The organism is Duffyella sp. Ts4 (assembly GCF_051851875.1).
GTDB lineage: Bacteria > Pseudomonadota > Gammaproteobacteria > Enterobacterales > Enterobacteriaceae > Duffyella > Duffyella gerundensis.
Genome location: NZ_JBLYPN010000005.1, coordinates 171,874 through 195,910, shown reverse-complemented (window position 1 = coordinate 195,910; position 24,037 = coordinate 171,874). Strand labels below are relative to the sequence as shown.

22 protein-coding genes and 1 other annotated feature are annotated in these 24,037 nt (G+C 54.7%); of the genes, 18 read left to right on the top strand and 4 right to left on the bottom strand.

What is annotated here, in order from left to right:
• Nucleotides 1-22: 22 nt before the first annotated feature.
• Nucleotides 23-670, top strand: coding sequence for a 2,3-diphosphoglycerate-dependent phosphoglycerate mutase GpmB (gene gpmB / locus ACJY2L_RS10710; RefSeq protein WP_067427849.1), 648 nt, complete (start codon nucleotides 23-25; stop codon nucleotides 668-670).
• A 43-nt stretch (nucleotides 671-713) separates the two neighbouring features.
• Here gpmB and robA read toward each other — a convergent pair whose 3' ends face one another.
• Nucleotides 714-1,595, bottom strand: coding sequence for an MDR efflux pump AcrAB transcriptional activator RobA (gene robA, locus ACJY2L_RS10705; protein ID WP_067427850.1), 882 nt, complete (start codon nucleotides 1,593-1,595; stop codon nucleotides 714-716).
• Nucleotides 1,596-1,792: 197 nt separating this feature from the next.
• Here robA and creA point away from each other — a divergent pair, with 197 nt between their 5' ends.
• A complete protein-coding gene (gene creA / locus ACJY2L_RS10700; RefSeq protein WP_067427852.1) occupies nucleotides 1,793-2,266 on the top strand; it encodes a protein CreA in 474 nt (157 codons plus the stop codon).
• A gap of 33 nt (nucleotides 2,267-2,299) precedes the next feature.
• Here the strand turns inward: creA and arcA are convergent, their stop codons facing one another.
• The gene (arcA, locus tag ACJY2L_RS10695; RefSeq protein WP_067427854.1) at nucleotides 2,300-3,016 is read right to left on the bottom strand and encodes a two-component system response regulator ArcA; all 717 of its coding nucleotides are present in this window, start codon (nucleotides 3,014-3,016) and stop codon (nucleotides 2,300-2,302) included.
• A 599-nt stretch (nucleotides 3,017-3,615) separates the two neighbouring features.
• On the opposite strand from arcA, the gene ACJY2L_RS10690 reads away from it, so the two are divergent.
• From ACJY2L_RS10690 to thrC, 5 genes are all read left to right on the top strand, one after another.
• Nucleotides 3,616-4,314, top strand: a complete 699-nt coding sequence (locus tag ACJY2L_RS10690; protein ID WP_439213641.1) for a tRNA/rRNA methyltransferase — start codon at nucleotides 3,616-3,618, stop codon at nucleotides 4,312-4,314.
• 187 nt (nucleotides 4,315-4,501) lie between these two features.
• Nucleotides 4,502-4,570: a thr operon leader peptide gene (thrL, locus tag ACJY2L_RS10685; protein WP_071852548.1), complete on the top strand. Its 69-nt coding sequence runs from the start codon at nucleotides 4,502-4,504 to the stop codon at nucleotides 4,568-4,570.
• Nucleotides 4,509-4,628 (top strand) — a sequence feature (Thr leader region). Its footprint overlaps the gene before it by 62 nt.
• Before the next feature lie 25 nt (nucleotides 4,629-4,653).
• A complete protein-coding gene (thrA, locus tag ACJY2L_RS10680) occupies nucleotides 4,654-7,116 on the top strand; it encodes a bifunctional aspartate kinase/homoserine dehydrogenase I (protein WP_067427858.1) in 2,463 nt (820 codons plus the stop codon).
• A 2-nt stretch (nucleotides 7,117-7,118) separates the two neighbouring features.
• Nucleotides 7,119-8,048: a homoserine kinase gene (gene thrB / locus ACJY2L_RS10675; protein ID WP_067427861.1), complete on the top strand. Its 930-nt coding sequence runs from the start codon at nucleotides 7,119-7,121 to the stop codon at nucleotides 8,046-8,048.
• Between the two features lie 3 nt (nucleotides 8,049-8,051).
• Nucleotides 8,052-9,335 (top strand): threonine synthase, encoded by a 1,284-nt coding sequence (thrC, locus tag ACJY2L_RS10670; RefSeq protein WP_067427863.1) that lies wholly within the window; start codon nucleotides 8,052-8,054, stop codon nucleotides 9,333-9,335.
• 44 nt (nucleotides 9,336-9,379) lie between these two features.
• Here the strand turns inward: thrC and yaaA are convergent, their stop codons facing one another.
• A complete protein-coding gene (yaaA, locus tag ACJY2L_RS10665) occupies nucleotides 9,380-10,156 on the bottom strand; it encodes a peroxide stress protein YaaA (RefSeq protein ID WP_439213640.1) in 777 nt (258 codons plus the stop codon).
• Between the two features lie 203 nt (nucleotides 10,157-10,359).
• On the opposite strand from yaaA, the gene tal reads away from it, so the two are divergent.
• The 6 genes from tal (at nucleotide 10,360) to ACJY2L_RS10635 (ending at nucleotide 17,331) form a co-directional block, all read left to right on the top strand.
• Nucleotides 10,360-11,313 carry a transaldolase gene (gene tal / locus ACJY2L_RS10660; RefSeq protein WP_067427867.1) on the top strand — a complete coding sequence of 318 codons (954 nt, stop codon included), beginning with the start codon at nucleotides 10,360-10,362 and terminating at the stop codon, nucleotides 11,311-11,313.
• A gap of 117 nt (nucleotides 11,314-11,430) precedes the next feature.
• Nucleotides 11,431-12,018, top strand: a complete 588-nt coding sequence (mog, locus tag ACJY2L_RS10655; protein ID WP_067427869.1) for a molybdopterin adenylyltransferase — start codon at nucleotides 11,431-11,433, stop codon at nucleotides 12,016-12,018.
• A 122-nt stretch (nucleotides 12,019-12,140) separates the two neighbouring features.
• Nucleotides 12,141-13,442 carry an MFS transporter gene (locus ACJY2L_RS10650; protein ID WP_439213747.1) on the top strand — a complete coding sequence of 434 codons (1,302 nt, stop codon included), beginning with the start codon at nucleotides 12,141-12,143 and terminating at the stop codon, nucleotides 13,440-13,442.
• Nucleotides 13,443-13,670: 228 nt separating this feature from the next.
• On the top strand, nucleotides 13,671-15,590 hold the full coding sequence (gene dnaK, locus ACJY2L_RS10645) for a molecular chaperone DnaK (RefSeq protein WP_067427872.1): 1,920 nt from the start codon (nucleotides 13,671-13,673) through the stop codon (nucleotides 15,588-15,590).
• A 105-nt stretch (nucleotides 15,591-15,695) separates the two neighbouring features.
• Entirely contained in the window at nucleotides 15,696-16,838 is a 1,143-nt protein-coding gene (dnaJ, locus tag ACJY2L_RS10640; RefSeq protein ID WP_067435119.1) for a molecular chaperone DnaJ, read from the top strand.
• 202 nt (nucleotides 16,839-17,040) lie between these two features.
• Nucleotides 17,041-17,331, top strand: a complete 291-nt coding sequence (locus ACJY2L_RS10635; RefSeq protein WP_439213638.1) for a Bor family protein — start codon at nucleotides 17,041-17,043, stop codon at nucleotides 17,329-17,331.
• 214 nt (nucleotides 17,332-17,545) lie between these two features.
• On the opposite strand, the gene rpsT is transcribed toward ACJY2L_RS10635, so the two are convergent.
• A complete protein-coding gene (gene rpsT / locus ACJY2L_RS10630) occupies nucleotides 17,546-17,809 on the bottom strand; it encodes a 30S ribosomal protein S20 (RefSeq protein WP_439213637.1) in 264 nt (87 codons plus the stop codon).
• 319 nt (nucleotides 17,810-18,128) lie between these two features.
• Between rpsT and ribF the strand changes: the two genes are divergently transcribed.
• The 5 genes from ribF to ispH are packed head-to-tail and all read left to right on the top strand — an operon-like array spanning nucleotide 18,129 to nucleotide 23,821.
• The gene (ribF, locus tag ACJY2L_RS10625; protein WP_439213636.1) at nucleotides 18,129-19,067 is read left to right on the top strand and encodes a bifunctional riboflavin kinase/FAD synthetase; all 939 of its coding nucleotides are present in this window, start codon (nucleotides 18,129-18,131) and stop codon (nucleotides 19,065-19,067) included.
• Nucleotides 19,068-19,094: 27 nt separating this feature from the next.
• A complete protein-coding gene (gene ileS, locus ACJY2L_RS10620; RefSeq protein WP_439213635.1) occupies nucleotides 19,095-21,911 on the top strand; it encodes an isoleucine--tRNA ligase in 2,817 nt (938 codons plus the stop codon).
• Nucleotides 21,911-22,423: a signal peptidase II gene (lspA, locus tag ACJY2L_RS10615; protein WP_067427877.1), complete on the top strand. Its 513-nt coding sequence runs from the start codon at nucleotides 21,911-21,913 to the stop codon at nucleotides 22,421-22,423. Before ileS ends, lspA begins: the two co-directional genes overlap by 1 nt.
• Nucleotides 22,420-22,890 (top strand): FKBP-type peptidyl-prolyl cis-trans isomerase, encoded by a 471-nt coding sequence (gene fkpB, locus ACJY2L_RS10610; RefSeq protein WP_067427879.1) that lies wholly within the window; start codon nucleotides 22,420-22,422, stop codon nucleotides 22,888-22,890. The genes lspA and fkpB overlap by 4 nt, the downstream gene beginning before the upstream one ends.
• Nucleotides 22,871-23,821, top strand: coding sequence for a 4-hydroxy-3-methylbut-2-enyl diphosphate reductase (gene ispH / locus ACJY2L_RS10605; protein ID WP_067427884.1), 951 nt, complete (start codon nucleotides 22,871-22,873; stop codon nucleotides 23,819-23,821). The genes fkpB and ispH overlap by 20 nt, the downstream gene beginning before the upstream one ends.
• The last annotated feature ends 216 nt before the right edge of the window (nucleotides 23,822-24,037 follow it).

The window sequence follows — 24,037 nt, the reverse complement described above, 5'->3', positions numbered from 1 at the left end:
CGCAGTATAACGGAAAAAAAGCATGCTACAGGTCTATCTTGTTCGCCACGGAGAAACGGTATGGAATGCGGCTCGCCGTATTCAGGGGCAATCTGACAGCGCGCTCACCGCAAAAGGTGAACATCAGGCGAAGCAGGTTGGTGAACGGGTAAAAACCCTGGGCATTACCCATGTGATTTGCAGCGATCTGGGGCGCACGCAGCGCACCGCGGAGATCATTGCCGACGCCTGCGGCTGTAGCGTGACGCTCGATCCTCGCCTGCGCGAGCTCAATATGGGCGTGCTGGAACAGCGTCCGCTCGATGGCCTGAGCGAAGAGGAAGAGCGCTGGCGTAAAGCGCTGGTGGATGGCACCGAAGGCGGTCGCATTCCACAGGGCGAATCGATGACCGAGCTGGCCACGCGCATGCACGCGGCGCTGAACGCCTGCCTCGATCTGCCTGCGGGCAGCCGTCCGCTGCTGGTGAGCCACGGCATGGCGCTGGGCGCGCTGGTGAGCACTATTCTGGGCCTGCCTGCGCACGCGGAACGCCGGTTGCGACTGCGCAACTGTTCGATTTCACGCGTCGATCATCAGCAAAGTGCCTGGCTGGCAGAGGGATGGATTGTGGAAACGGCGGGCGATGTGTCGCATCTGGATGCACCCGCTCTCGACGAGCTGCAGCGCTAAAAGTGGCAAAGCGGGCCGGGAATCCCGGCCTGTAGTGCCCGCGTCAGGCCGTTTGCGGCTGACGGATTGGAATCAGGTATTCGCAGCGCACGTCGACCGGCGGCTCAGCAAGCTTCTTGCCGCCGTGCGTATAAAAGCGCTCGATATCCTGACCGTAACGACGGGTTAATCCCAGCGTCGGCATCGACGTGCCGTACAGCAGCAGAATGAACTCCTGCAATTCAGTGCGCGGACCTTCGTAGGTAAACTGCACATAATCGCCCGCTTCTAACAGCACCGACTGATTCGACTGCATGCTGTTCGCCAGCTGATCGGCAGGCACCGCAGTGGTGTACAGGATCTCCTGCTCATCATCTTTCTCCTGACTGGCGCGTACCTGATGCAGGCCATAAAGCACCGGTGGCACCCGATCGGTTTCAGTAAGAAATTGCTTCCAGAAGTGCAGGCGCATTTCGTCACGAAAGCGCGAGATCTGCTCCAGCGTGCAGCTGTAACTTTGCGTTTGACCTACCAGCAGGGTTTCCGGCAGGGTGACAAACGTCGGCTCGGGCAGCGTGGAATCATCCAGACGAATCGGCGGGCGAATGCCAAATGAATTCCATTCGGACGCGCGGCGATACCAGGCGGGCGTCTGCGCAAACTGTTTTTTGAAGGCACGTGTGAACGTTTGCTGTGAATCAAAGCGGTATTGCAGGGCAATGTCCAGAATAGGGCGGCTGGTCAGACGAAGCGCAACGGCGGCTTTAGACAGACGACGCGCGCGGATATAAGCGCCAATCGCATGCGTCGTGACATCCTTGAACATTCTTTGCAAATGCCACTTGGAGTAACCTGCTTTCGCTGCCACATTATCCAGTGATAGCGGTTGATCCAGATGGCTCTCCAGCCAGACAAGCAAATCGCGAATGATACCGGCTTGGTCCATATAACTTCCTCATAGTACTCAGTTTGGCGCAGGTAGGACGATCGGACGAATGATAGCACTAAATGCGCAGGGTGATGCGGCAGTTTTGTTTGTTTGATTGTGCTATATCATGGCGAGCTGATTACAGCGCAGGTAAGGCAATGTGAACAGAGCAGACACCTTATAACGGCATTAATTCTTTTGGCAATGGTAACAGTATGAAATTAAAAAATGCACTGGCCCTCTCGCTGCTCGCGCTCTCAGCGTGTGCTGCTCAGGCGGAAGAAGTGGGTTCGGTTGACACGGTATTTAAGATTTTTGGCCCGGACCACAAAATTGTGGTTGAGGCGTTTGACGATCCCGACGTGAAGAACGTGACCTGCTATATCAGCCGGGCAAAAACCGGTGGCATCAAAGGGGGTTTGGGTCTGGCAGAAGATACCGCTGACGCCGCCATTTCCTGTCAGCAGGTTGGACCGGTGACGCTGAGCGATAAGATTGCGCAGGGTAAAGCTGAAGGCGAAGTGGTGTTTAAAAAGCGCACCTCGCTGGTGTTTAAAAAGCTGCAGGTGGTACGCTTTTTTGACCAGAAGCGTCATGCGCTGATCTATCTCAGCTATTCCGACCGTGTGGTAGATGGATCGCCGAAAAATGCGCTCAGCGCAGTGCCGATCATGCCGTGGCGTGAATAACAGCTAAAAAAAAACGCCCCGCGGGGCGTTTTTTTAATCCTGCAGCTCACCGCAGAAGCGGTAACCTTCGCCGTGAATGGTGGCGATGATTTCTGGCGTATCCGGCGTCGATTCAAAATGCTTACGAATGCGGCGGATAGTCACATCAACCGTACGATCGTGCGGCTTCAGGTCGCGGCCGGTCATCTTTTTCAGCAGGTCAGCACGAGTCTGAATCTTGCCTGGATTTTCGCAGAAATGCAGCATGGCGCGGAATTCACTGCGCGGCAGCTTGTACTGTTCGCCCTGCGGGCTGATCAGTGAACGACTGTTAATATCCAGTTCCCAGCCGTTGAATTTATAGCTTTCTACCAGCTTACGCTCTTCGCTGAGCGCGGCGAGGTTCATGGTGCGCGACAGCAGGTTGCGTGCGCGAATGGTTAATTCGCGGGGATTAAACGGCTTGGTAATATAGTCGTCGGCGCCAATTTCCAGACCCAGGATCTTATCGACTTCGTTGTCGCGTCCAGTCAGGAACATCAGGGCGACATTCTGTTGTTCACGTAATTCACGCGCCAGCAACAGACCATTTTTACCTGGCAGGTTAATATCCATGATCACCAGGTTTACGTCATTTTCCGTCAGAACCTGATGCATTTCAGCACCGTCTGTAGCTTCGTAAACCATGTAACCTTCAGCCTCAAAAATACTTTTGAGAGTATTGCGAGTTACTAATTCGTCTTCAACGATAAGTATGTGCGGGGTCTGCATGTTTTCGCTACCTAAAATTGCCAACAAAGGGGGTTTGGACTGACCGGATGGCAGGGTGCTGGAAGATCAGCATACGCTTAGCCGTCATCGGCATACTCATTATGTTTTTGATCCATCGTCCATCAGCGCCAACGATATCTTTCGCGATGCGACCCGTCAGGATGGATTCCGCACCGCAATCGCAATGCCTGAATGGATTATATCCTAACGGTATTAACAGCAACATAACAGCGAAGACTACAACCGCTAAGCATTAAAACAACGCGTCGTTGACGTGTATCAAAGGCAAGTGTAGCACGTTAACACTTCGCTGAAAAACTCTTACCAGAATGCCGGTTTAGGTCACATTTGTCAGCAAATTGGCAACCTTTTTATTACGCCAGACCGACATCGCATTGATTGTAATTTAACAAATGGCAACATACTGAATGACAAGCGTTAATGTGCAGTTAACTCGTTTAATTGTGTGCTGCTGCACGATGAGGCTGACTGAGCCCGTTAGCGGGCACTCTGATTGATAATGTTATCAACCCTGTGCGCCTGGCATGAAGCGGCGCGTGTTAGCATAATGCATGACCTTTACCAGGATTCGGATCGCTATGCTATTTCCTCTTATTCTCGTTTCGCCAGCCAGACCAGAAAATATTGGTGCCGCCGCCCGTGCCATGAAAACCATGGGCTTTACGCAGCTACGCATTGTTGCCAGTGAGGCACAGCACGATCCGGCAACCCGTCGGGTGGCGCACGGTGCGGGCGATATCATTGATAATCTGCAGCACTACGCCACGCTGGCTGATGCGCTGGCCGACATCGATTTTTCGGTGGCAACCACCGCACGCAGCCGGGCAAAATTTCGCTATTACGCGACGCCGCAGCAGGTTGAAAATATTCTGCTGGAGAAGCAGCAGTGGGTGAGCAGCATGGCGCTGGTGTTTGGACGTGAAGATAGCGGGTTAACCAATGAGGAACTGGATCAGGTGGATCTGCTGACCGGCATTCCGATGGCGGCTGATTATCCCTCGCTTAATCTCGGTCAGGCGGTGATGGTTTACTGCTATCAGTTGGCCGCCCTGAATAAAGTGGTGTCGCCAGCAGCCGCACCGGGTGAAGCAGGCCAACTGGCGGCATTGCGTCAGCGCATTGAGCAGCTGCTGGTTCGGCTGAACGTCAGCGACGATGAAAAAATGGCTGACTGGTTACAGCAGCGACTGGGCGTGCTGGAACAGCGCGACAGCGCCATGCTACATCGGCTGTTACACGACATAGAAAAAAACCTTATAGATAAAAATGCTGGATGAACGCAGGAAAATGGGGCGACTTGCTGCGCTGAGGTCAGCCTGCAAAAGAAACGGATTGTCGCATGGCGAAACGAGGATGCAGTCTCTGATTGTGGCCGCAGCACAAAATCAGAATTCCGTTGACTTAAATAGCACTTTGCTTTAATTCTGGAACACAGACAGACATAAAAAGACAGAATAAATCTACATGCGAAACATCAGCCTGAACATCACAATTATTACCACCACCATTACCACAGGTAACGGTGCGGGCTGACGCATACCAGAAAAAGAAAAAACTAAGCCCGCACCTGAACAGTGCGGGCTTTTTTTTCGGCAAAAATCAGGAGAGTGTTAACTATGCGAGTGCTGAAATTCGGCGGAACCTCAGTTGCCAACGCAGAGCGGTTTTTACGCGTTGCCGATATTCTGGAAAGCAACGCCAAACAGGGACAGGTCGCCACCGTGCTCTCTGCGCCAGCAAAAATCACCAATCACCTGGTGGCGATGATCGAAAAAACCATCAGCGGGCAGGATGCTCAGCCGAATATCAGCGATGCGGAGCGCATTTTCTCCGAACTGCTTCAGGGGCTGGCAGAGAGGCAGCCAGGTTTTGAATATGACCGACTTCATACCATCATCGAACTGGAATTCGCCCAGTTAAAACAGATGCTGCATGGAGTCAGCCTGTTGGGGCAATGCCCGGACAGCATCAACGCTGCCATTATTTGCCGCGGTGAAAAACTCTCTATTGCCATTATGGAAGCGCTGCTGCAGGCGCGTGGTCACCAGGTGAGCGTGATCGATCCGGTAGAAAAGCTGCTGGCCGTGGGGCACTATCTGGAATCAACCGTAGATATTGCTGAATCCACCCGTCGCATCGCCGCCAGCCATATTCCCGTCACGAACATGATCCTGATGGCGGGCTTTACCGCCGGAAACGAGCGCGGCGAGCTGGTGGTGTTGGGCCGTAACGGTTCTGACTATTCCGCCGCCGTGCTGGCAGCCTGCCTGCGCGCCGACTGCTGCGAAATCTGGACCGACGTTGATGGCGTTTATACCTGCGATCCGCGCCAGGTGCCCGATGCGCGCCTGCTGAAATCGATGTCCTATCAGGAAGCGATGGAGCTCTCCTATTTTGGTGCCAAGGTGTTGCATCCGCGCACTATCGCGCCTATCGCCCAGTTTCAAATTCCGTGCCTGATCAAGAACACCGCTAATCCACAGGCGCCGGGCACGCTGATCGGCGGCCAGGGCGGCGACACCGAAAATCCGGTGAAGGGCATCACCAACCTGAATAATATGGCGATGTTCAACGTCTCTGGCCCCGGCATGAAAGGCATGGTCGGCATGGCTGCGCGCGTGTTTGCTGCCATGTCGCGCTCCGGCATTTCGGTGGTGCTGATTACCCAATCCTCTTCTGAATACAGCATCAGCTTCTGCGTGCCGCAAAGCGATCTGCTGCGTGCGCGCCGCGTGCTGGATGAGGAGTTTTATCTTGAGCTGAAAGATGGCCTGCTGGATCCGCTGGAAGTGATGGAGCAGCTGGCGATCATCTCGGTGGTCGGCGACGGCATGCGCACGCTACGTGGCATCTCAGCTAAATTCTTTGCGGCGCTGGCGCGCGCCAACATCAACATTGTTGCCATTGCGCAGGGTTCGTCTGAGCGCTCGATTTCGGTGGTGGTCAGCAACGACGACGTCACCACCGGCGTGCGCGTGGTGCACCAGATGCTGTTCAACACCGATCAGGTGATTGAGGTATTTGTGGTTGGCGTTGGCGGCGTTGGTAGTGCGCTGCTCGATCAGCTGCAGCGCCAGCAGGCTTGGCTCAAGCAGAAGCATATCGATCTGCGAGTGTGCGGCATCGCGAATTCAAAAGCGCTGCTGACCAACGTGCACGGCATCGATTTAAGCAACTGGAAAACCGCGCTGCAGAGTGCTAAAGAGCCGTTCAACACCGCGCATCTGACGCGTCTGGTGAAAGAGTATCACCTGCTGAACCCGGTGATTGTTGACTGTACGTCCAGCCAGACGGTGGCCGATCTCTACGCGGATTTTCTCGGCAACGGTTTCCACGTGGTAACGCCGAACAAAAAGGCCAACACCTCAAGCTGGGATTACTACCTGCAAATGCGCGCAGCGGCAGAAAAATCGCGCCGCAAGTTCCTCTATGACACCAACGTCGGTGCCGGCCTGCCGGTGATTGAAAACCTGCAAAACCTGCTTAACGCGGGCGATGAGCTGATCAAGTTCTCCGGCATTCTCTCCGGCTCGCTGTCGTTTATTTTTGGCAAGCTTGATGAGGGCGTTTCACTCTCGGCCGCTACCGCGCTGGCGCGTGAAATGGGCTTTACCGAGCCCGATCCGCGTGACGATCTTTCCGGCATGGATGTGGCGCGCAAGCTGCTGATTCTGGCGCGTGAAGCGGGACACCAGCTGGAGCTCACCGATATTGAAATTGAGCCGATCCTGCCTGCGGAATTGGCCGCGCTGCCGGACGCCGAGAGCTTTATGCAGCGCCTGCCGGAGCTGGATGACGCCTTTGCCAGCCGCGTGGCTCACGCCAGTGCCGAGGGTAAAGTGCTGCGCTTTGTGGGTGTGATTGAAGAGGGCGGCGTTTGCAAAGTGAAGATTGATGCCGTGGACGGTAACGATCCGCTCTATAAAGTCAAAAACGGCGAGAATGCGCTGGCGTTTTACAGCCGCTATTATCAGCCGATTCCACTGGTGCTGCGCGGTTATGGCGCGGGCAACGACGTGACGGCCGCAGGCGTATTTGCCGATCTGCTGCGCACGCTCTCCTGGAAGTTGGGGATTTAATCATGGTTAAGATTTATGCACCCGCTTCAATCGGTAACGTCAGCGTCGGTTTTGACGTACTCGGCGCCGCGGTATCGCCGATAGATGGCACGCTGCTGGGCGATTGCGTCACGGTAGAAGCCGCCGAGCGCTTCAGCCTGAAAAACAGCGGCCGTTTTGTCAGCAAGTTGCCGACCAACGAACAGGAGAATATTGTTTACCAGTGCTGGACGCGTTTTTGCGAGGCGATTGGTAAACAGGTGCCGGTGGCCATGACGCTGGAGAAGAACATGCCGATCGGCTCCGGGCTGGGCTCCAGCGCCTGTTCCGTGGTGGCCGGTTTGATGGCGATGAACGAACATTGCGGTAAGCCGCTGAACGATACCGAACTGCTGAGCCTGATGGGCGAGCTGGAAGGGCGCATCTCCGGCAGCGTGCATTATGATAACGTCGCGCCCTGTTTCCTTGGCGGCCTGCAACTGATGCTGGAAGAGAATGGTATCATTAGTCAGGCGGTACCCGCGTTTGATGACTGGCTCTGGGTCATGGCCTATCCGGGCATCAAAGTCTCCACTGCGGAAGCGCGGGCGATTTTGCCGGCGCAATATCGCAAGGAAGATTGCATCCGCCACGGCCGTTATCTGGCGGGCTTCATTCACGCCTGCCATACGCAGCAGCCGCTGCTGGCGGCGAAACTGATGCAGGATGTGATTGCCGAGCCGTATCGCACCAAATTATTACCGGGTTTTGCTGAAGCACGGCAGGCGGCACAGGATATTGGCGCGCTGGCGTGCGGCATTTCTGGATCCGGCCCAACGCTCTTTGCCGTCTGCAATAACGCCGCAACCGCACAGCGGATGGCTGACTGGCTCAGCCAGCACTATCTGCAGAATGATGAAGGCTTCGTCCATATCTGCCGTCTTGATACGGCAGGCGCACGTAAACTGGGATAACCGATGAAACTCTACAACCTTAAAGATCATAACGAGCAGGTCAGCTTTTCACAGGCGGTAAAACAGGGCCTGGGATCGCAGCAGGGGCTGTTTTTTCCGCTGGAGCTGCCTGAGTTTGAACTGACCGATATCGATGCAATGCTGGAGATGGATTTTGTCACCCGCAGCAGCAAAATTCTTTCTGCCTGGATTGGCGATGAGATCAGCGCGCACCAGCTGCAGGAACGCGTGAAAAATGCTTTTGCTTTTCCGGCGCCGGTCGTAAAAGTCAGCGACGATATTGCCTGTCTGGAGCTGTTTCACGGCCCAACGCTGGCGTTTAAAGATTTTGGCGGCCGTTTTATGGCGCAGATGCTGGCCTATATCAGCGGTGCCGATGAGCAGATCACCATTCTGACCGCCACCTCCGGCGATACCGGCGCGGCGGTAGCGCATGCGTTTTACGGCATGGATAACGTGCGCGTGGTGATCCTCTATCCGCAGGGCAAGATCAGCCCGCTGCAGGAAAAATTGTTCTGTACGCTTGGCGGCAATATCGAAACCATCGCCATTGACGGTGATTTTGATCGCTGCCAGACGCTGGTGAAGCAGGCGTTTGACGATCAGGAACTGCGCCAGACCATCGGCCTGAACTCTGCTAACTCCATTAACATCAGCCGTTTGCTGGCGCAGGTCTGCTACTACTTCGAAGCGGTGGCGCAGCTGCCGCAGGAGCAGCGTAACCAGCTGGTTATCTCCGTGCCGAGCGGTAACTTTGGTGACTTAACCGCGGGCCTGCTGGCGAAATCGCTGGGTCTGCCGGTGAAGCGTTTCATCGCTGCCACCAACGCCAACGACACCGTGCCGCGTTTCCTTAAGGGCGGTGAATGGCAGCCAAATCTGACGGTATCGACGCTTTCTAACGCGATGGATGTTAGCCAGCCGAATAACTGGCCGCGCGTGGAAGAGCTGTTCCGCCGTAAAACCTGGCGCATGACCGATCTCGCCTATGGCGCCGTGGATGATGAAACCACCAAATCCACCATGCGCGAGCTGGCTGAGTTGGGCTATATCTCTGAGCCACACGCGGCGATCGCCTATCGCATGCTGCGTGATCAGCTGCAGGAAGGGGAGTTTGGTCTGTTCCTCGGCACAGCGCATCCGGCAAAATTCATCGAGAGCGTTGAATCTATTCTCGAGCAAAAGCTGCCGCTGCCGAAAGAGCTGGCGGAGCGCGCCGATCTGCCGCTGCTGTCGCACAAAATGGCACCAGAATTCGCTGAACTGCGCGCGTTTCTGCTGAAGTAAGCGGGGAAAGGTTGATTGAACGGGGCGCCTGCTGGCGCCCTTTTTTATGCCTGTTCGGCGCGACGAAACACCAGTTCGCTGTCATTGCTGGCCGCGGCATCAAAGCGGTAACCGTCAACGGCAAACGCGGTCAGCCCTTCTGGCGTGGCGATCTGATTTTGAATCACAAAGCGGCTCATCAAACCACGCGCCTTCTTGGCGTAGAAACTGATCACTTTATAACGGCCATTTTTCTCATCAAGGAACACTGGCTTAATAATGCGGGCGTTGAGCGACTTCACCTTAACCGCTTTGAAATACTCATCAGAGGCGAGATTGATTAGCACGTCATCGCCCTGTGCCGCCAGCGCCGCGTTCAGGGTTTCGGTGATGGTCTCTCCCCAGAAGTGATAGAGATCGTTGCCTGCCGGGTTCGCCAGCTTGATGCCCATTTCCAGACGATAAGGCTGCATTAAATCGAGCGGGCGCAGCACACCATACAAACCGGAAAGCATGCGCAGATGAGACTGGGCGTAGCTGAAATCCTGCTCGCTAAAAGTCTCTGCCTGCAGGCCGGTATAGACGTCGCCTTTGAAAGCCAGAATGGCCTGACGGGCATTATCAGGCGAGAAGGGCGGTTGCCAGGCATTAAAGCGTTCGGCGTTGAGCATCGCCAGTTTATCGCTGATGCTCATCAAAGAGGCGATCTGCGCGGGAGAAAGCTGGCGCGCAATATCAATCAGCCGTTGTGATTTATCTAACAGTGCGGATTGTGTGAAGGTTTGCGTCGCCAGCGGGCTTTCGAAATCCAGCGTTTTGGCGGGAGAAATCACCATTAACATCGTTTGTTTCCTGCTTAACCCGCTGAATTGCGGAGACAATAAAAAAAATATCCTGCCCGGATGGTAACAAAAAACCGCCGCCGGGTGGCAAATCAATACTATCAGCGAGGGCTATCATGCTCGCCTTGCGCCGCGGTTTCCCCGTGATATTATCGCAACAGACTTTTTACACCCTCACAGTCTAACTTAAGAGAATCACAACCATGACGGACAAACTTACTTCCTTACGTCAGTTCACTACCGTAGTGGCTGACACCGGCGATATTGCCGCGATGAAGCTGTACCAGCCGCAGGACGCCACCACCAACCCTTCCCTGATTCTTAACGCCGCGCAGATCCCTGAATATCGCAAGCTGATTGATGAAGCGATCGTCTGGGCGCGCGCGCAGAGCAACGATAAAGAAGAGCAGATTCAGTACGCTTCGGACAAGCTGGCCGTCAATATTGGTCTGGAGATTCTTAAGCTGGTGCCGGGCCGCATCTCCACCGAAGTGGATGCACGCCTGTCTTATGACACCGAAGGCAGCGTCAACAAAGCGCGCAGCCTGATCAAGCTTTACAACGACGCAGGCATCAGCAACGAACGCATCCTGATCAAGCTGGCCTCAACCTGGCAGGGCATTCGTGCGGCTGAGCAGCTGGAAAAAGAGGGCATCAACTGTAACCTGACGCTGCTGTTCTCCTTTGCCCAGGCGCGTGCCTGCGCCGAAGCGGGCGTGTTTTTAATCTCGCCTTTCGTCGGTCGTATTCTGGATTGGTACAAAGCCAATACCGATAAAAAAGAGTATGCACCGCACGAAGATCCAGGCGTGGTTTCTGTCTCTGAAATCTATGAATACTACAAGCAGCACGGCTATGAAACCGTGGTCATGGGCGCTAGCTTCCGTAACGTAGGCGAAATCATCGAACTGGCGGGCTGCGATCGCCTGACCATTTCTCCGGCGCTGCTGAAAGAGCTGGCAGAGAGCGAAGGCAGCCTGGAGCGTAAACTCTCCTGGAACGGCGAAGTACAAGCGCGTCCGGCTAAAATGACCGAGTCAGAGTTCCTGTGGGAACATAACCAGGATCCGATGGCGGTGGATAAACTGGCACAGGGCATCCGCAACTTTGCCGTTGATCAGGGCAAACTTGAGAAAATGATTGCCGAACTGCTGTAAACCGATCGTTGTGGCTGCCGCTGGGCGGCCACATTTTTGCCATTTTCATCTACTATTCGCCTTCAGGCGCCTGCTTTTGTTCGCCACTCTGGCGTCGTCACTAAGTGAATACACCCTATGAACACGTTACGTATTGGATTGATCTCCGTCTCAGATCGCGCCAGCAACGGCATCTATCAGGATCAGGGCATCCCTGCGCTGGAAAGCTGGCTGCAAAGCGCGCTGGCCAGCAGCTGGGAAGTGGAAACGCGGCTGGTGCCCGATGAGCAGTCGCTGATTGAACAGGCGATCTGCGAGCTGGTGGATGAGCGCTTCTGTCATCTGGTTCTGACCACCGGCGGCACCGGGCCGGCGCGCCGCGATGTGACGCCCGATGCCACGCTGGCAGTGGCCGATCGCGAAATGCCGGGCTTCGGCGAACAGATGCGCCAGATTAGCCTCAACTTTGTGCCGACCGCCATTTTGTCGCGCCAGGTGGGCGTTATCCGTAAACAGTCGCTGATTATCAATCTGCCAGGCCAGCCGAAATCGATCAAAGAGACGCTGGAAGGCGTCAAAGATGAGGCGGGCAATACGCGAGTGCACGGAATTTTTGCCAGCGTGCCTTACTGTATTCAACTGCTGGATGGCCCATACGTGGAGACGCACAGCGCGGTAGTAGCAGCTTTTCGTCCGAAAAGCGCCAGACGTGAAACAAACCTCTAAAAATCCCGTTTTTCAGGCATAAGATGCAGGCTCACTGGTGTGGCGGAAAAGTGACGGTATAGTAAGCGCAGCTTTACAGTGCAAACTTATCTTTTTTTGCCTCCGGGAACCTACGCATCATGATGGCTCAGCAAACCCACCCCCGTCTTAATCGTCAGGATTACACCACGCTGTCGCTGGCAGCGCTGGGTGGCGCGCTTGAATTCTACGATTTCATTATCTTTGTCTTTTTCGCCGCGGTGATCGGGCAGCTGTTTTTCCCGCCCGACATTCCAGAATGGCTGCGACAGATGCAAACCTTTGGCATTTTTGCCGCGGGTTATCTGGCCCGTCCGTTGGGCGGCATTATCATGGCGCATTTTGGCGATAAAGTGGGCCGCAAGAAGATGTTCAGCCTGAGCATTTTACTGATGGCGCTGCCGACGCTGGCGATGGGCGCGCTGCCGGTTTACCACCAGATCGGCATTGCTGCGCCGCTGTTGCTGCTGTTGCTGCGTCTGTTGCAAGGGGCAGCCATCGGCGGTGAAGTGCCGGGTGCCTGGGTTTTCGTGGCCGAGCACGTGCCGGAAAAACGCATCGGTTTCGCCTGCGGCACGCTGACTGCCGGACTGACCGCCGGCATTTTGCTGGGGTCGCTGGTGGCCACGTTAATTAATACGGTGATGCCGCCAACGGCGGTGGCCGATTATGGCTGGCGCATACCGTTTTTTCTCGGCGGCATTTTTGGCCTGATCGCCATGTACCTGCGCCGCTGGCTGCATGAAACTCCGGTGTTCAAACAGATGCAGCAGCGCAAGGCGCTGGCGGATACTCTGCCCATCAAGGCGATTCTTGCCCGCCACAAACGCAGCATAGTGGTGTCGATGTTGCTCACCTGGCTGTTATCCGCCTGCATCGTGGTGGTGATTTTAATGGCGCCTGCGCTGATGCAGAAACAGCATCAAATTGCCGCTGCGTTAACACTTCAAGCCAACAGCCTGGCGACGCTGATGCTGATCGTCGGCTGTATCCTTTCCGGCCTGCTGGTCGATCGCTTTGGCGCCGGTAAAGTCCTTATGGTCGGCAGCGTGCTATTGGGGATCTGCAGCTGGCTCTTTTTCCAGCTGGCTGCAGGGTCAACCGCCGCTCTGTTCATTACCTACGCTCTCGCTGGGCTCAGCGTTGGCGTGGTTGGCGTGGTGCCTTTTGTGATGGTCTCTGCCTTTCCCGCCGCGGTGCGTTTTACCGGCATCTCGTTTTCCTACAACGTGGCTTACGCCATTTTTGGTGGGTTAACACCGATTTTTGTTACTCTGATGATGCCGTTAACCCCGATGGCACCGGCATTTTATGTGCTGGCCCTAGCGGCGATCGGTTTTCTGGTTGGGGTCTGGTTAAATGGCCGTCATTCCCGTGGTGATGTTCTAAACGAAGTGAACGCCTGATCCCCGCTTGTCACGGCGCTCACCGAGCGCCGTTTTTCTGCCTTTCTCATCCCGCCACGAAAATTTTTTCACGTTTAACCCTTGATGCTGTGTGAAGCGGCCCCATTTACTTGTTATCGCAATGTTGTGAGTCAAAAAAAAGCGGACGCTGAGAGTTGAAACAGCTGAAAGCGACCGCATAACAGGTTCACAACCGAATTAATACGAATTTAAGTGGGAGATGTTCAGATGGGTAAGATTATTGGTATTGACCTCGGTACAACTAACTCATGTGTTGCAATCATGGACGGTGGTAAAGCACGCGTTCTTGAGAATGCCGAAGGCGACCGCACCACACCTTCCATCATTGCTTATACGCAGGATGGCGAAATTCTGGTAGGCCAGCCGGCTAAGCGTCAGGCTGTGACCAACCCACAGAACACACTGTTCGCTATCAAGCGCCTGATTGGTCGTCGTTTCCAGGACGAAGAAGTGCAGCGTGATATCAAAATCATGCCGTACAAAATCATGAACGCTGACAACGGCGACGCGTGGATCAACGTAAAAGATCAGAAGCTGGCACCACCGCAGATCTCTGCTGAAGTGCTGAAGAAAATGAAGAAAACGGCTGAGGATTATCTGGGCGAACCAGTAACCGAAGCGGTTATCACTGTACCTGCTTACTTCAACGACGCACAGCGTCAGGCGACCAAAGATGCCGGTCGTATCGCAGGTCTGGAAGTAAAACGTATTATCAACGAACCTACCGCTGCTGCGCTGGCATACGGTCTGGACAAAGGTCAGGGCAACCGTACTATCGCGGTATATGACCTTGGTGGTGGTACTTTCGATATCTCTATTATCGAAATCGACGAAGTTGAAGGCGAAAAAACCTTTGAAGTTCTGGCGACCAACGGTGATACCCACTTGGGTGGTGAAGACTTCGATAGTCGTCTGATTAACTATCTGGTGGCAGAATTTAAGAAAGACCAGGGCATCGATCTGCACAACGATCCGCTGGCGATGCAGCGTCTGAAAGAAGCGGCTGAGAAAGCGAAAATTGAGCTTTCTTCTGCTCAGCAGACCGACGTTAACCTGCCGTACATCACGGCGGATGCAACCGGTCCTAAGCACCTGAACATCAAAGTGACCCGTTCTAAACTGGAGTCGCTGGTTGAAGATCTGGTTGCGCGTTCAATCGAGCCGCTGAAAGTTGCACTGCAGGATGCCGGTCTGTCCGTGACTGACATCAACGACGTGATTCTGGTCGGTGGTCAGACACGTATGCCAATGGTTCAGGCGAAAGTGGCTGAGTTCTTTGGTAAAGAGCCACGTAAAGACGTTAACCCGGACGAAGCAGTTGCCGTAGGCGCAGCGGTTCAGGGTGGCGTGCTGGCTGGTGAAGTGAAAGACGTTCTGCTGTTGGACGTGACTCCGCTGTCGCTGGGTATTGAAACCATGGGCGGCGTGATGACGGCGCTGATTTCCAAGAACACCACGATCCCGACCAAGCACAGTCAGGTGTTCTCAACGGCAGAAGATAACCAGTCTGCGGTGACCATTCACGTGGTGCAGGGTGAGCGTAAGCGCGCAGCGGATAACAAATCGCTGGGTCAGTTCAACCTTGATGGTATCCAGCCAGCACCGCGTGGCATGCCGCAGGTCGAAGTGACTTTCGACATCGATGCCGATGGTATCCTGCACGTTTCCGCTAAAGATAAAAACAGCGGTAAAGAGCAGAAGATCACCATTAAAGCGTCATCCGGTCTGGACGAAGCTGAAATCGAAAAAATGGTGCGTGATGCTGAAGCCAACGCCGAAGCTGACCGTAAATTTGAAGAGCTGGTGCAGACCCGCAACCAGGGCGACCAGATTGCCCACAGCACGCGTAAGCAGCTGGACGAAGCGGGTGACAAACTGTCAGCTGACGACAAGGCTCCGATCGAAGCGGCCCTGACCGAGCTGAACACCGCGCTGAAAGGCGAAGACAAAGCGGCCATCGAAGAGAAGATGCAGGCGCTGATGCAGGTTTCCAGCAAACTGATGGAAATGGCACAGCAGCAGGCTCAGGCGGGCGCAGCGGATGCCGGTGCGGCGGATGCTTCTGCGAAATCAGATGACGACGTTGTCGATGCCGAGTTCGAAGAAGTTAAAGATAACAAAAAATAATCGCCCTTGATCGGGCACGGCGGTTGCCCTGACAACCGCTGTTAACCAGCACGGGCGGCGGAGTTTTCTCCACGCCCGTTCATGTTTGTTAAGGGCATTAAAAACATGGCGAAGAAAGACTATTACGAGATTTTAGGCGTTCCGAAATCGGCGGAAGAGCGTGAAATCAAAAAGGCCTATAAACGCCTGGCGATGAAGTTCCATCCCGACCGTAACCAGGGCGACAAAGACGCCGAAGGTAAATTCAAAGAGGTCAAGGAAGCGTATGAAATCCTGACCGATGCGCAGAAGCGTGCCGCTTACGACCAGTATGGTCACGCAGCCTTTGAACAAGGCGGCGGTGGTGGATACGGCGGCGGCGGCTTTGGCGGCGGTGGCGGTGCAGACTTCAGTGATATCTTTGGCGACGTATTCGGTGACATCTTCGGCGGCGGACGTCGTCAGCGTGCCTCACGTGGTGCCGATTTACGCTACAACATGGAGTTAACGCTGGAAGAAGCGGTACGTGGCGTGACCAAAGAGATCCGCATTCCTACTCTGGAAGAGTGCGATATCTGTCACGGTAGCGGCGCGAAAGCGGGTACGCAGCCGCAGACCTGCCCAACCTGTCACGGTGCGGGCCAGGTGCAGATGCGTCAGGGCTTCTTCACGGTACAGCAGGCGTGTCCAACCTGTCACGGACGCGGTTCGGTGATTAAAGATCCGTGTAATGCTTGTCACGGTCATGGACGCGTTGAGAAGTCAAAAACGCTGTCGGTGAAAATTCCGGCCGGTGTGGACACAGGCGACCGCATTCGCTTAAACGGCGAAGGTGAAGCCGGTGAGCAGGGCGCGCCAGCAGGCGATCTCTACGTTCAGGTGGCGGTGAAGAAACACCCAATCTTTGAACGTGAAGAGAATAATCTCTATTGCGAAGTGCCGATCAACTTCGCGATGGCTGCACTGGGTGGCGAAATCGAAGTGCCTACGCTGGATGGCCGCGTGAAGCTCAAGGTGCCTGCAGAGACGCAGACCGGCAAGCTGTTCCGCATGCGTGGCAAAGGCGTTAAATCGGTGCGTGGTGGCAACCAGGGCGACCTGCTGTGCCGCGTAGTGGTTGAGACGCCGGTTAGCCTGAACGAGAAGCAGAAGTCGCTGCTGCGTGAGCTGGAAGAGAGCTTTGGTGGTGCGGCGGGTGAGAAGAACAGCCCGCGCTCAAAAAGCTTTCTCGATGGCGTCAAAAAGTTCTTCGACGATTTGACTCGCTAAGCGGAAACGCTGCGGTAAACATAAAAAGCCCCTGCACTGCAGGGGCTTTTTTTATTGCTGTACTATTCTGCTCAACGTATCCGTTAAGGCATACTCAAAAACCTTTCTAATGTTTCTGCTGTCGCTGTCGATAACCTGATTGCTGGCTGAGTGATGATTTCACTCAGCATTTATTATTTCATTTCAGGCGATAAGGATATTTATGAACAAGTTTTGTGTTGCGGCGTTGTTGGCTCTGAGTTTAACCGGCTGTGCGCAGCAGACTTTCGTAATGAAGCAGAATCAAGTTGGTGCGGCGACGAAAACCACCAGCCAGCCGTTCTTTGTTTCAGGTATCGGTCAGCGTAAGAGCATTGATGCGGCGCAGGTATGCGGCGGCCAGGAAAAAGTTAGCCGGGTTGAAGTGCAGCAGACGTTTGTTAATGGCTTACTGAGCCTGGTGACGTTTGGTATCTACACGCCACGTGAAGCGCGCGTTTATTGCGCCATCTAATCATGCCTCAGGCCGGTTCGCCGGCCTAATCCTGCCTGTTATTCTCCGCGTACCCATCCTGTCTTTCGTGACATCACATTCAGCATTTAACGGCCAGCAGGCAACGTTCACATCCACGCTATCACGCAGGTTTGTCAGCGCATTGGCAAATCGCAGGCATAAAAAAACCGGCTAGCAGCCGGTTCTTTATACAAAGCTTACAACAGGGTGGCAATTACGCCATTTTGTTGATTGCAGCAGTCAGGTTTGACTTATGACGCGCAGCTTTGTTTTTGTGGATCAGACCTTTAGCAGCCTGACGGTCCACGAGTGGTTGCATTTCGTTAAATGCGTTCTGTGCAGCTTCTTTATCGCCAGTAGCGATGGCCGCGAGTACTTTCTTGATGAAAGTACGCATCATTGAACGACGGCTTGCATTATGCTTACGACGCTTCTCAGATGTTACGGCGCGTTTCTTAGCTGATTTGATATTAGCCAAGGTCCAACTCCCAAATGTGTTCTATTAGGACAAATCAAAGGCCGAGGACTATGCCTTTTAAGCCTTCTGTTGTCAATGGATTTGTGCAAATAAGCGCCGTTTGTGGAACAACGCCTGATTACGTATTTGATGGCGCAGGATTCTACCAGCTTCGTCCCATTGAATACAGTATTTCGCCAGAAAAAAATCGGCCATGTTGGCAGATGTGGCCTTACTGACGCGAAATGCCGTGAAGAATCGACTAAAGCCGCGTAACACGGGTTAACCTTAACCGCTGTACAAGGTATAATCCGCCACTTTCCACACGTTTGAGTCAGCCATGAAGTTCATACGCGGTATACATAATCTCAGAGCACAGCATCGCGGCTGTGTGCTGACGATCGGTAATTTCGATGGTGTACATCGTGGACATCAGGCGCTGCTAACACGGCTGTGTGAAGAGGGGCGTAAACGCCAGCTGCCGGTAACGGTGATGCTGTTTGAGCCGCAGCCGCTGGAGCTGTTTGCCGGTGCCAACGCGCCGGCGCGTCTGACCCGCCTGCGGGAGAAGCTGCGCTATCTGGCTGAGCTGGGCGTTGACTCGGTGCTCTGCGTGCGTTTTGATCGCCAGTTTGCGGCGCGCACGGCACAAAGTTTTGTCAGCGATCTGCTGGTCGACAAGCTGAACGTGAAGTTTCTCGCTGTAGGCGATGATTTCCGCTTCGGCGCTGGTCGCCAGGGGGATTTCCTGTTATTACAGGACGCTGGCACCCAATATGGCTTCGATGTCGTCAGTACGCAGACTTTCTGCGAAGACGGCAAGCGCATCAGCAGCACCGCGGTACGCCAGGCACTGGCCAGTGACGATTTGCCGCTGGCAGAATCGTTGCTGGGCCATCCTTTCACGATTTCCGGCCGCGTAGTGCATGGTGATGCGCTGGGAAGAACCATCGGCTTTCCTACTGCCAATCTGCCGCTGCGGCGCTTTGTCTCGCCCGTGAAGGGCGTGTATGCGGTTGAAGTGCGCGGCCTGACCGATGCACCGCTGCCAGGTGTCGCCAATATCGGCACGCGGCCAACGGTGGCCGGAATACGACAACAGTTAGAAGTTCATCTGCTGGATATTGCAATGGACCTGTACGGACGCCATATAGAAGTGGTGTTATGTCAAAAAATACGCAATGAACAGCGCTTCGCATCGCTTGATGAACTGAAAGCGCAAATTGCCCAAGATGTGGTGACCGCCCGACAATATTTCGGGCTACAAACACCGGTCTAAACACCGAAATACGGAACCGAGAATCTGATGAGTGACTATAAATCTACCCTGAACTTGCCGGAAACGGGGTTCCCGATGCGTGGCGATCTGGCCAAACGCGAACCGGGAATGCTGCAGCGTTGGTATGATGACAATCTGTACGGCATCATCCGCGAAGCCAAAAAAGGGAAAAAAACCTTTATTTTGCATGATGGCCCTCCCTATGCGAACGGCAGCATTCATATTGGTCACTCGGTTAACAAGATTCTGAAAGACATTATCGTTAAGTCGAAAGGCCTGGCGGGATATGACTCACCTTATGTGCCGGGCTGGGACTGCCACGGTTTGCCGATTGAGCATAAAGTTGAGCAGATGATTGGCAAGCCGGGTGAAAAGGTCAGCGCTGCTGAATTCCGTGCAGCCTGCCGTGCCTATGCCGCCGAGCAGGTGGAAGGCCAGAAAAAAGATTTTATCCGTCTCGGCGTGCTTGGCGACTGGGATCGTCCTTACCTGACGATGAATTTCCAGACCGAAGCGAACATCATTCGCGCGCTGGGCAAAATCATCGGTAACGGTCATCTGCATAAGGGTGCCAAGCCGGTTCACTGGTGTCTCGACTGTCGTTCAGCGCTGGCTGAAGCGGAAGTGGAGTATTACGACAAAACTTCACCGTCCATTGATGTGATGTTCAATGCGGTCGATCCCGCTGCGGTTGCGGCCAAATTTGGTGTGACCGACGTTGCAGGCCCGGTTTCGCTGGTGATCTGGACCACCACGCCGTGGACCATGCCGGCTAACCGCGCTATCTCGCTACATCCGGAATTTGAATATCAGCTGCTGCAGATCGAAGGCCGCGCGCTGATTCTGGCGAAAGATCTGGTTGAGAGCGTGATGAAGCGCGCGGGCGTCAGCGAATGGACGGTACTGGGTACCGCCGCAGGCGCTGCACTGGAGCTGATGCCGTTCCAGCATCCTTTCCTGGATCACCACTCTCCGGTGGTGCTGGGCGAACACGTAACGCTGGATGCCGGTACCGGTGCGGTACATACCGCGCCAGGCCACGGCCCGGATGACTATGTGATCGGCCAGAAATATGGCATTGAAGCCGCTAACCCGGTTGGCCCGGATGGCGCCTTCCTGCCGGGCACCTGGCCTGGTCTGGATGGCGTTAATGTCTTTAAGGCCAACGACATGATCGTTGAGCTGCTGCGTGAGAAAGGCGCACTGCTGCACGTTGAAAAACTGCATCACAGCTATCCACACTGCTGGCGCCACAAAACGCCAATCATCTTCCGTGCCACGCCGCAGTGGTTTATCAGCATGGATCAGAAAGGCCTGCGCGCGCAGTCGCTGAAAGAGATCGGTGCGGTGCAGTGGATTCCAGACTGGGGTCAGGCGCGCATTGAGTCGATGGTCGCCAACCGTCCGGACTGGTGTATCTCGCGTCAGCGTACATGGGGCGTGCCGATGGCGCTGTTTGTGCACAAACAGACCGAGCAGCTGCACCCGGACACGCTTGAGCTGATGGAGAAAGTGGCTCAGCGCGTTGAGCAGGATGGCATTCAGGCCTGGTGGGATCTCGATGCCCGCGAGCTGATGGGCGATGATGCCGATCACTACGATAAAGTGCCGGATACGCTGGACGTCTGGTTTGATTCCGGCTCCACCAGCTATTCCGTGGTCGATGCCCGTCCTGAGTTTGGCGGTCACACGCCGGATATGTACCTGGAAGGCTCCGATCAGCATCGCGGCTGGTTTATGTCATCGCTGATGATCTCAACCGCCATGAAAGGCAAAGCGCCGTATCGCCAGGTATTGACGCACGGCTTCACCGTGGATGGACAGGGGCGCAAAATGTCCAAGTCTATCGGCAACACCGTGAGCCCGCAGGATGTGATGAACAAGCTGGGCGGCGATATTCTGCGTCTGTGGGTCGCCTCAACCGATTATTCGGGCGAAATGGCGGTCTCTGATGAAATCCTGAAGCGTGCGGCGGACTCTTATCGTCGTATTCGCAACACCGCGCGTTTCCTGCTGGCTAACCTCAACGGGTTCAATCCGGAAACCGATCTGGTGAAGCCAGAAGAGATGGTAGTGGTGGATCGCTGGGCGGTAGGACGTGCGCAGGCGGCGCAGGCAGATATCATCAATTCGTATGAAAACTACGATTTCCATGAGGTGATTCAGCGTCTGATGCAGTTCTGCTCCATTGAAATGGGCTCGTTCTATCTTGATGTGATCAAGGACCGTCAGTACACCGCCAAGAGCGATGGTCTGGCGCGTCGCAGCTGTCAAACCGCGCTATGGTATATCGCCGAGGCGCTGGTGCGCTGGATGGCACCGGTGATGTCTTTCACCGCCGATGAAATTTGGAATGCTCTGCCGGGCAAACGTGCGAAATACGTGTTCACTGAAGAGTGGTTCTATGGTTTGTTTGGCATGACCGCCGATGAATCAATGAACGATGCTTATTGGGCGGACCTGCTAAAGGTGCGCGGCGAAGTGAATAAAATCATTGAGCAGGCGCGCGCAGAAAAACGCATTGGTGGGGCACTGGAAGCCAGCGTAACGCTGTATGCCGATGCCGATCTGGCCGCTAAGCTGACGGCGCTCGGCGATGAGCTACGCTTTGTACTGTTGACCTCAGGTGCGCAGGTGGCGGATTACGCGCTGGCCACCGACGAGGCGCAACAAAGTGAACTGCTGAAAGGGCTGAAAATCGCGCTGCATAAAGCAGAAGGCGAGAAGTGCCCACGCTGCTGGCATTACGCCACCGACATTGGCCAGAACGCTGACCATCCTGATATCTGTGGCCGCTGTGTGACGAACGTCGCTGGCGCCGGTGAAGAGCGTAAGTTTGCCTGATGACCAGACCAATTTTATCGACAGGGCTACGCTGGTTGTGGCTGGTAGTGGTGCTGATTGCGGTGGATTTTGCCAGTAAGCAATGGGTGATGAGCAACATGTTGCTGCATCAAACGCTGTCCATCATGCCGTCCCTGAATCTGTTCTATGCGCACAACTATGGCGCGGCGTTCAGTTTCCTGGCCGATAAAGGTGGCTGGCAACGCTGGTTTTTTGCCGCCATTGCGATTGCTATTGCCGTGGCTTTGCTGGTGATGATGTATCGCACGCCAGCCAGCAAAAAACTCAATAACATCGCCTATGCGCTGATTATTGGCGGCGCACTGGGCAACCTGTTTGACCGAACCTGGCACGGTTTTGTGGTTGATATGATCGATTTTTATGTCGGCAACTGGCACTTTGCCACGTTTAACATTGCCGACTGCGGCATCTGCGTAGGCGCCGTGCTGATCGTGCTTGAGGGCTTTTTATCGCCCGCGGGCAAACAGGCGAAGCATAAAGGTAAAGCATGACAGAGCTTGTGCAGCACGACAGCGCCATTCTGGTGCATTTTGTTCTTAAACTGGAAGACGGTTCTACCGCTGAGTCGACGCGCGCCAACGGCAAACCGGCGCTGTTTCGCCTTGGCGACGGCAGCCTGTCGGCGGGCCTTGAAGCGGAACTTATTGGGCTGAAAGCGGGCGACAAGCACGCATTCACCCTGACACCAGAGAATGCATTTGGCATCGCCAGCCCGGATATGATTCAGTACTTCTCCCGCCGCGATTTTGTGCAGGCGGGCGAGCCAGAAATCGGTGCAATTATGTTGTTCACCGGCATGGACGGCAGCGAAATGCCAGGCGTGATACGAGAAATTTCCGGCGATTCGATCACCGTGGATTTTAACCATCCTTTAGCCGGGCAAAGTATCCATTTTGATATCGATGTGCTGGAGATAGATCCGGTACTGGAGACGAATCATGCAAATCCTGTTGGCTAACCCACGCGGATTTTGTGCTGGCGTAGATCGTGCCATCAGCATCGTTGAGCGGGCGCTGGAAATGTACGGCGCGCCAATCTATGTGCGTCACGAAGTGGTGCATAACCGTTATGTGGTGAATAGCCTGCGTGAGCGTGGCGCCATCTTTATTGAAGAGATCAGCGAAGTACCGGACGGCGCCATTCTGATTTTTTCTGCTCACGGCGTCTCTCAGGCGGTGCGGGCGGAAGCGAAAGCCCGTGCGCTGACCATGCTGTTTGATGCGACTTGTCCACTGGTGACCAAGGTGCATATGGAAGTGGCGCGAGCCAGCCGCAAAGGCACCGAAGCAATTCTGATCGGCCATGCAGGCCATCCGGAAGTGCAGGGCACCATGGGACAGTACAGCAATGACAATGGCGGGATGTATCTGGTGGAAGCGCCGGAAGATGTCTTTAAGCTGCAGGTAAAAGATGAGAACAACCTGTGCTTTATGACGCAAACCACGCTCTCTGTGGATGACACCTCCGATATCATCGATGCGTTGCGTGAGCGCTTTCCAAAAATTGTTGGCCCGCGTAAAGATGATATTTGTTATGCCACCACCAACCGTCAGGAAGCGGTGCGTTCGCTGGCCGAAGAGGCCGAGGTGGTGCTGGTGGTAGGATCGAAAAATTCCTCCAACTCGAATCGCCTTGCCGAACTGGCACAGCGTGCGGGCAAACTGGCACGCCTGATCGATTCTGCCGATGACATTCAGGAAGCCTGGCTGAAAGATGTCACCTGCGTTGGTGTGACGGCCGGTGCGTCAGCACCAGATATTCTGGTGCAGCAGGTGATTCAGCGCTTACGCGAACTGGGCGGCGTCGATGTTACCGAGCTGAGCGGTCGCGAAGAGAACATCGTGTTTGAAGTGCCTAAAGAGCTGCGGGTGGATGTCCGCCAGCTCTGACGTTAAAGATCTCATCTAAAAATGGCGCACAGGATGCGCCATTTTTTATGCTTGCTGCCCGCGCACGTTGTTCCCTTCGCTGAACCGCTTTCTGCACATTAGCGCCACCCCACTGGCCAGGCGTGCCGCAACATAATTTGTTTTACTGATAATGGTGTGCCGCTGGCATAAAATTCTTATTATCGATGTTTGTTGTGGCGCAGCTGTGAACAGCTG

Coding starts and splice junctions, on each gene's coding strand:
- gpmB (WP_067427849.1), top strand. CDS start 23: ATGCTACAGGTCTATCTTGTTCGCCACGGAGAAACGGTATGGAATGCG.
- dnaJ (WP_067435119.1), top strand. CDS start 15,696: ATGGCGAAGAAAGACTATTACGAGATTTTAGGCGTTCCGAAATCGGCG.
- arcA (WP_067427854.1), bottom strand. CDS start 3,016: ATGCAGACCCCGCACATACTTATCGTTGAAGACGAATTAGTAACTCGC.
- creA (WP_067427852.1), top strand. CDS start 1,793: ATGAAATTAAAAAATGCACTGGCCCTCTCGCTGCTCGCGCTCTCAGCG.
- fkpB (WP_067427879.1), top strand. CDS start 22,420: ATGACAGAGCTTGTGCAGCACGACAGCGCCATTCTGGTGCATTTTGTT.
- ispH (WP_067427884.1), top strand. CDS start 22,871: ATGCAAATCCTGTTGGCTAACCCACGCGGATTTTGTGCTGGCGTAGAT.
- ribF (WP_439213636.1), top strand. CDS start 18,129: ATGAAGTTCATACGCGGTATACATAATCTCAGAGCACAGCATCGCGGC.
- ACJY2L_RS10690 (WP_439213641.1), top strand. CDS start 3,616: ATGCTATTTCCTCTTATTCTCGTTTCGCCAGCCAGACCAGAAAATATT.
- lspA (WP_067427877.1), top strand. CDS start 21,911: ATGACCAGACCAATTTTATCGACAGGGCTACGCTGGTTGTGGCTGGTA.
- thrB (WP_067427861.1), top strand. CDS start 7,119: ATGGTTAAGATTTATGCACCCGCTTCAATCGGTAACGTCAGCGTCGGT.
- yaaA (WP_439213640.1), bottom strand. CDS start 10,156: ATGTTAATGGTGATTTCTCCCGCCAAAACGCTGGATTTCGAAAGCCCG.
- robA (WP_067427850.1), bottom strand. CDS start 1,595: ATGGACCAAGCCGGTATCATTCGCGATTTGCTTGTCTGGCTGGAGAGC.
- ileS (WP_439213635.1), top strand. CDS start 19,095: ATGAGTGACTATAAATCTACCCTGAACTTGCCGGAAACGGGGTTCCCG.
- thrA (WP_067427858.1), top strand. CDS start 4,654: ATGCGAGTGCTGAAATTCGGCGGAACCTCAGTTGCCAACGCAGAGCGG.
- mog (WP_067427869.1), top strand. CDS start 11,431: ATGAACACGTTACGTATTGGATTGATCTCCGTCTCAGATCGCGCCAGC.
- dnaK (WP_067427872.1), top strand. CDS start 13,671: ATGGGTAAGATTATTGGTATTGACCTCGGTACAACTAACTCATGTGTT.
- ACJY2L_RS10650 (WP_439213747.1), top strand. CDS start 12,141: ATGGCTCAGCAAACCCACCCCCGTCTTAATCGTCAGGATTACACCACG.
- thrC (WP_067427863.1), top strand. CDS start 8,052: ATGAAACTCTACAACCTTAAAGATCATAACGAGCAGGTCAGCTTTTCA.
- tal (WP_067427867.1), top strand. CDS start 10,360: ATGACGGACAAACTTACTTCCTTACGTCAGTTCACTACCGTAGTGGCT.
- ACJY2L_RS10635 (WP_439213638.1), top strand. CDS start 17,041: ATGAACAAGTTTTGTGTTGCGGCGTTGTTGGCTCTGAGTTTAACCGGC.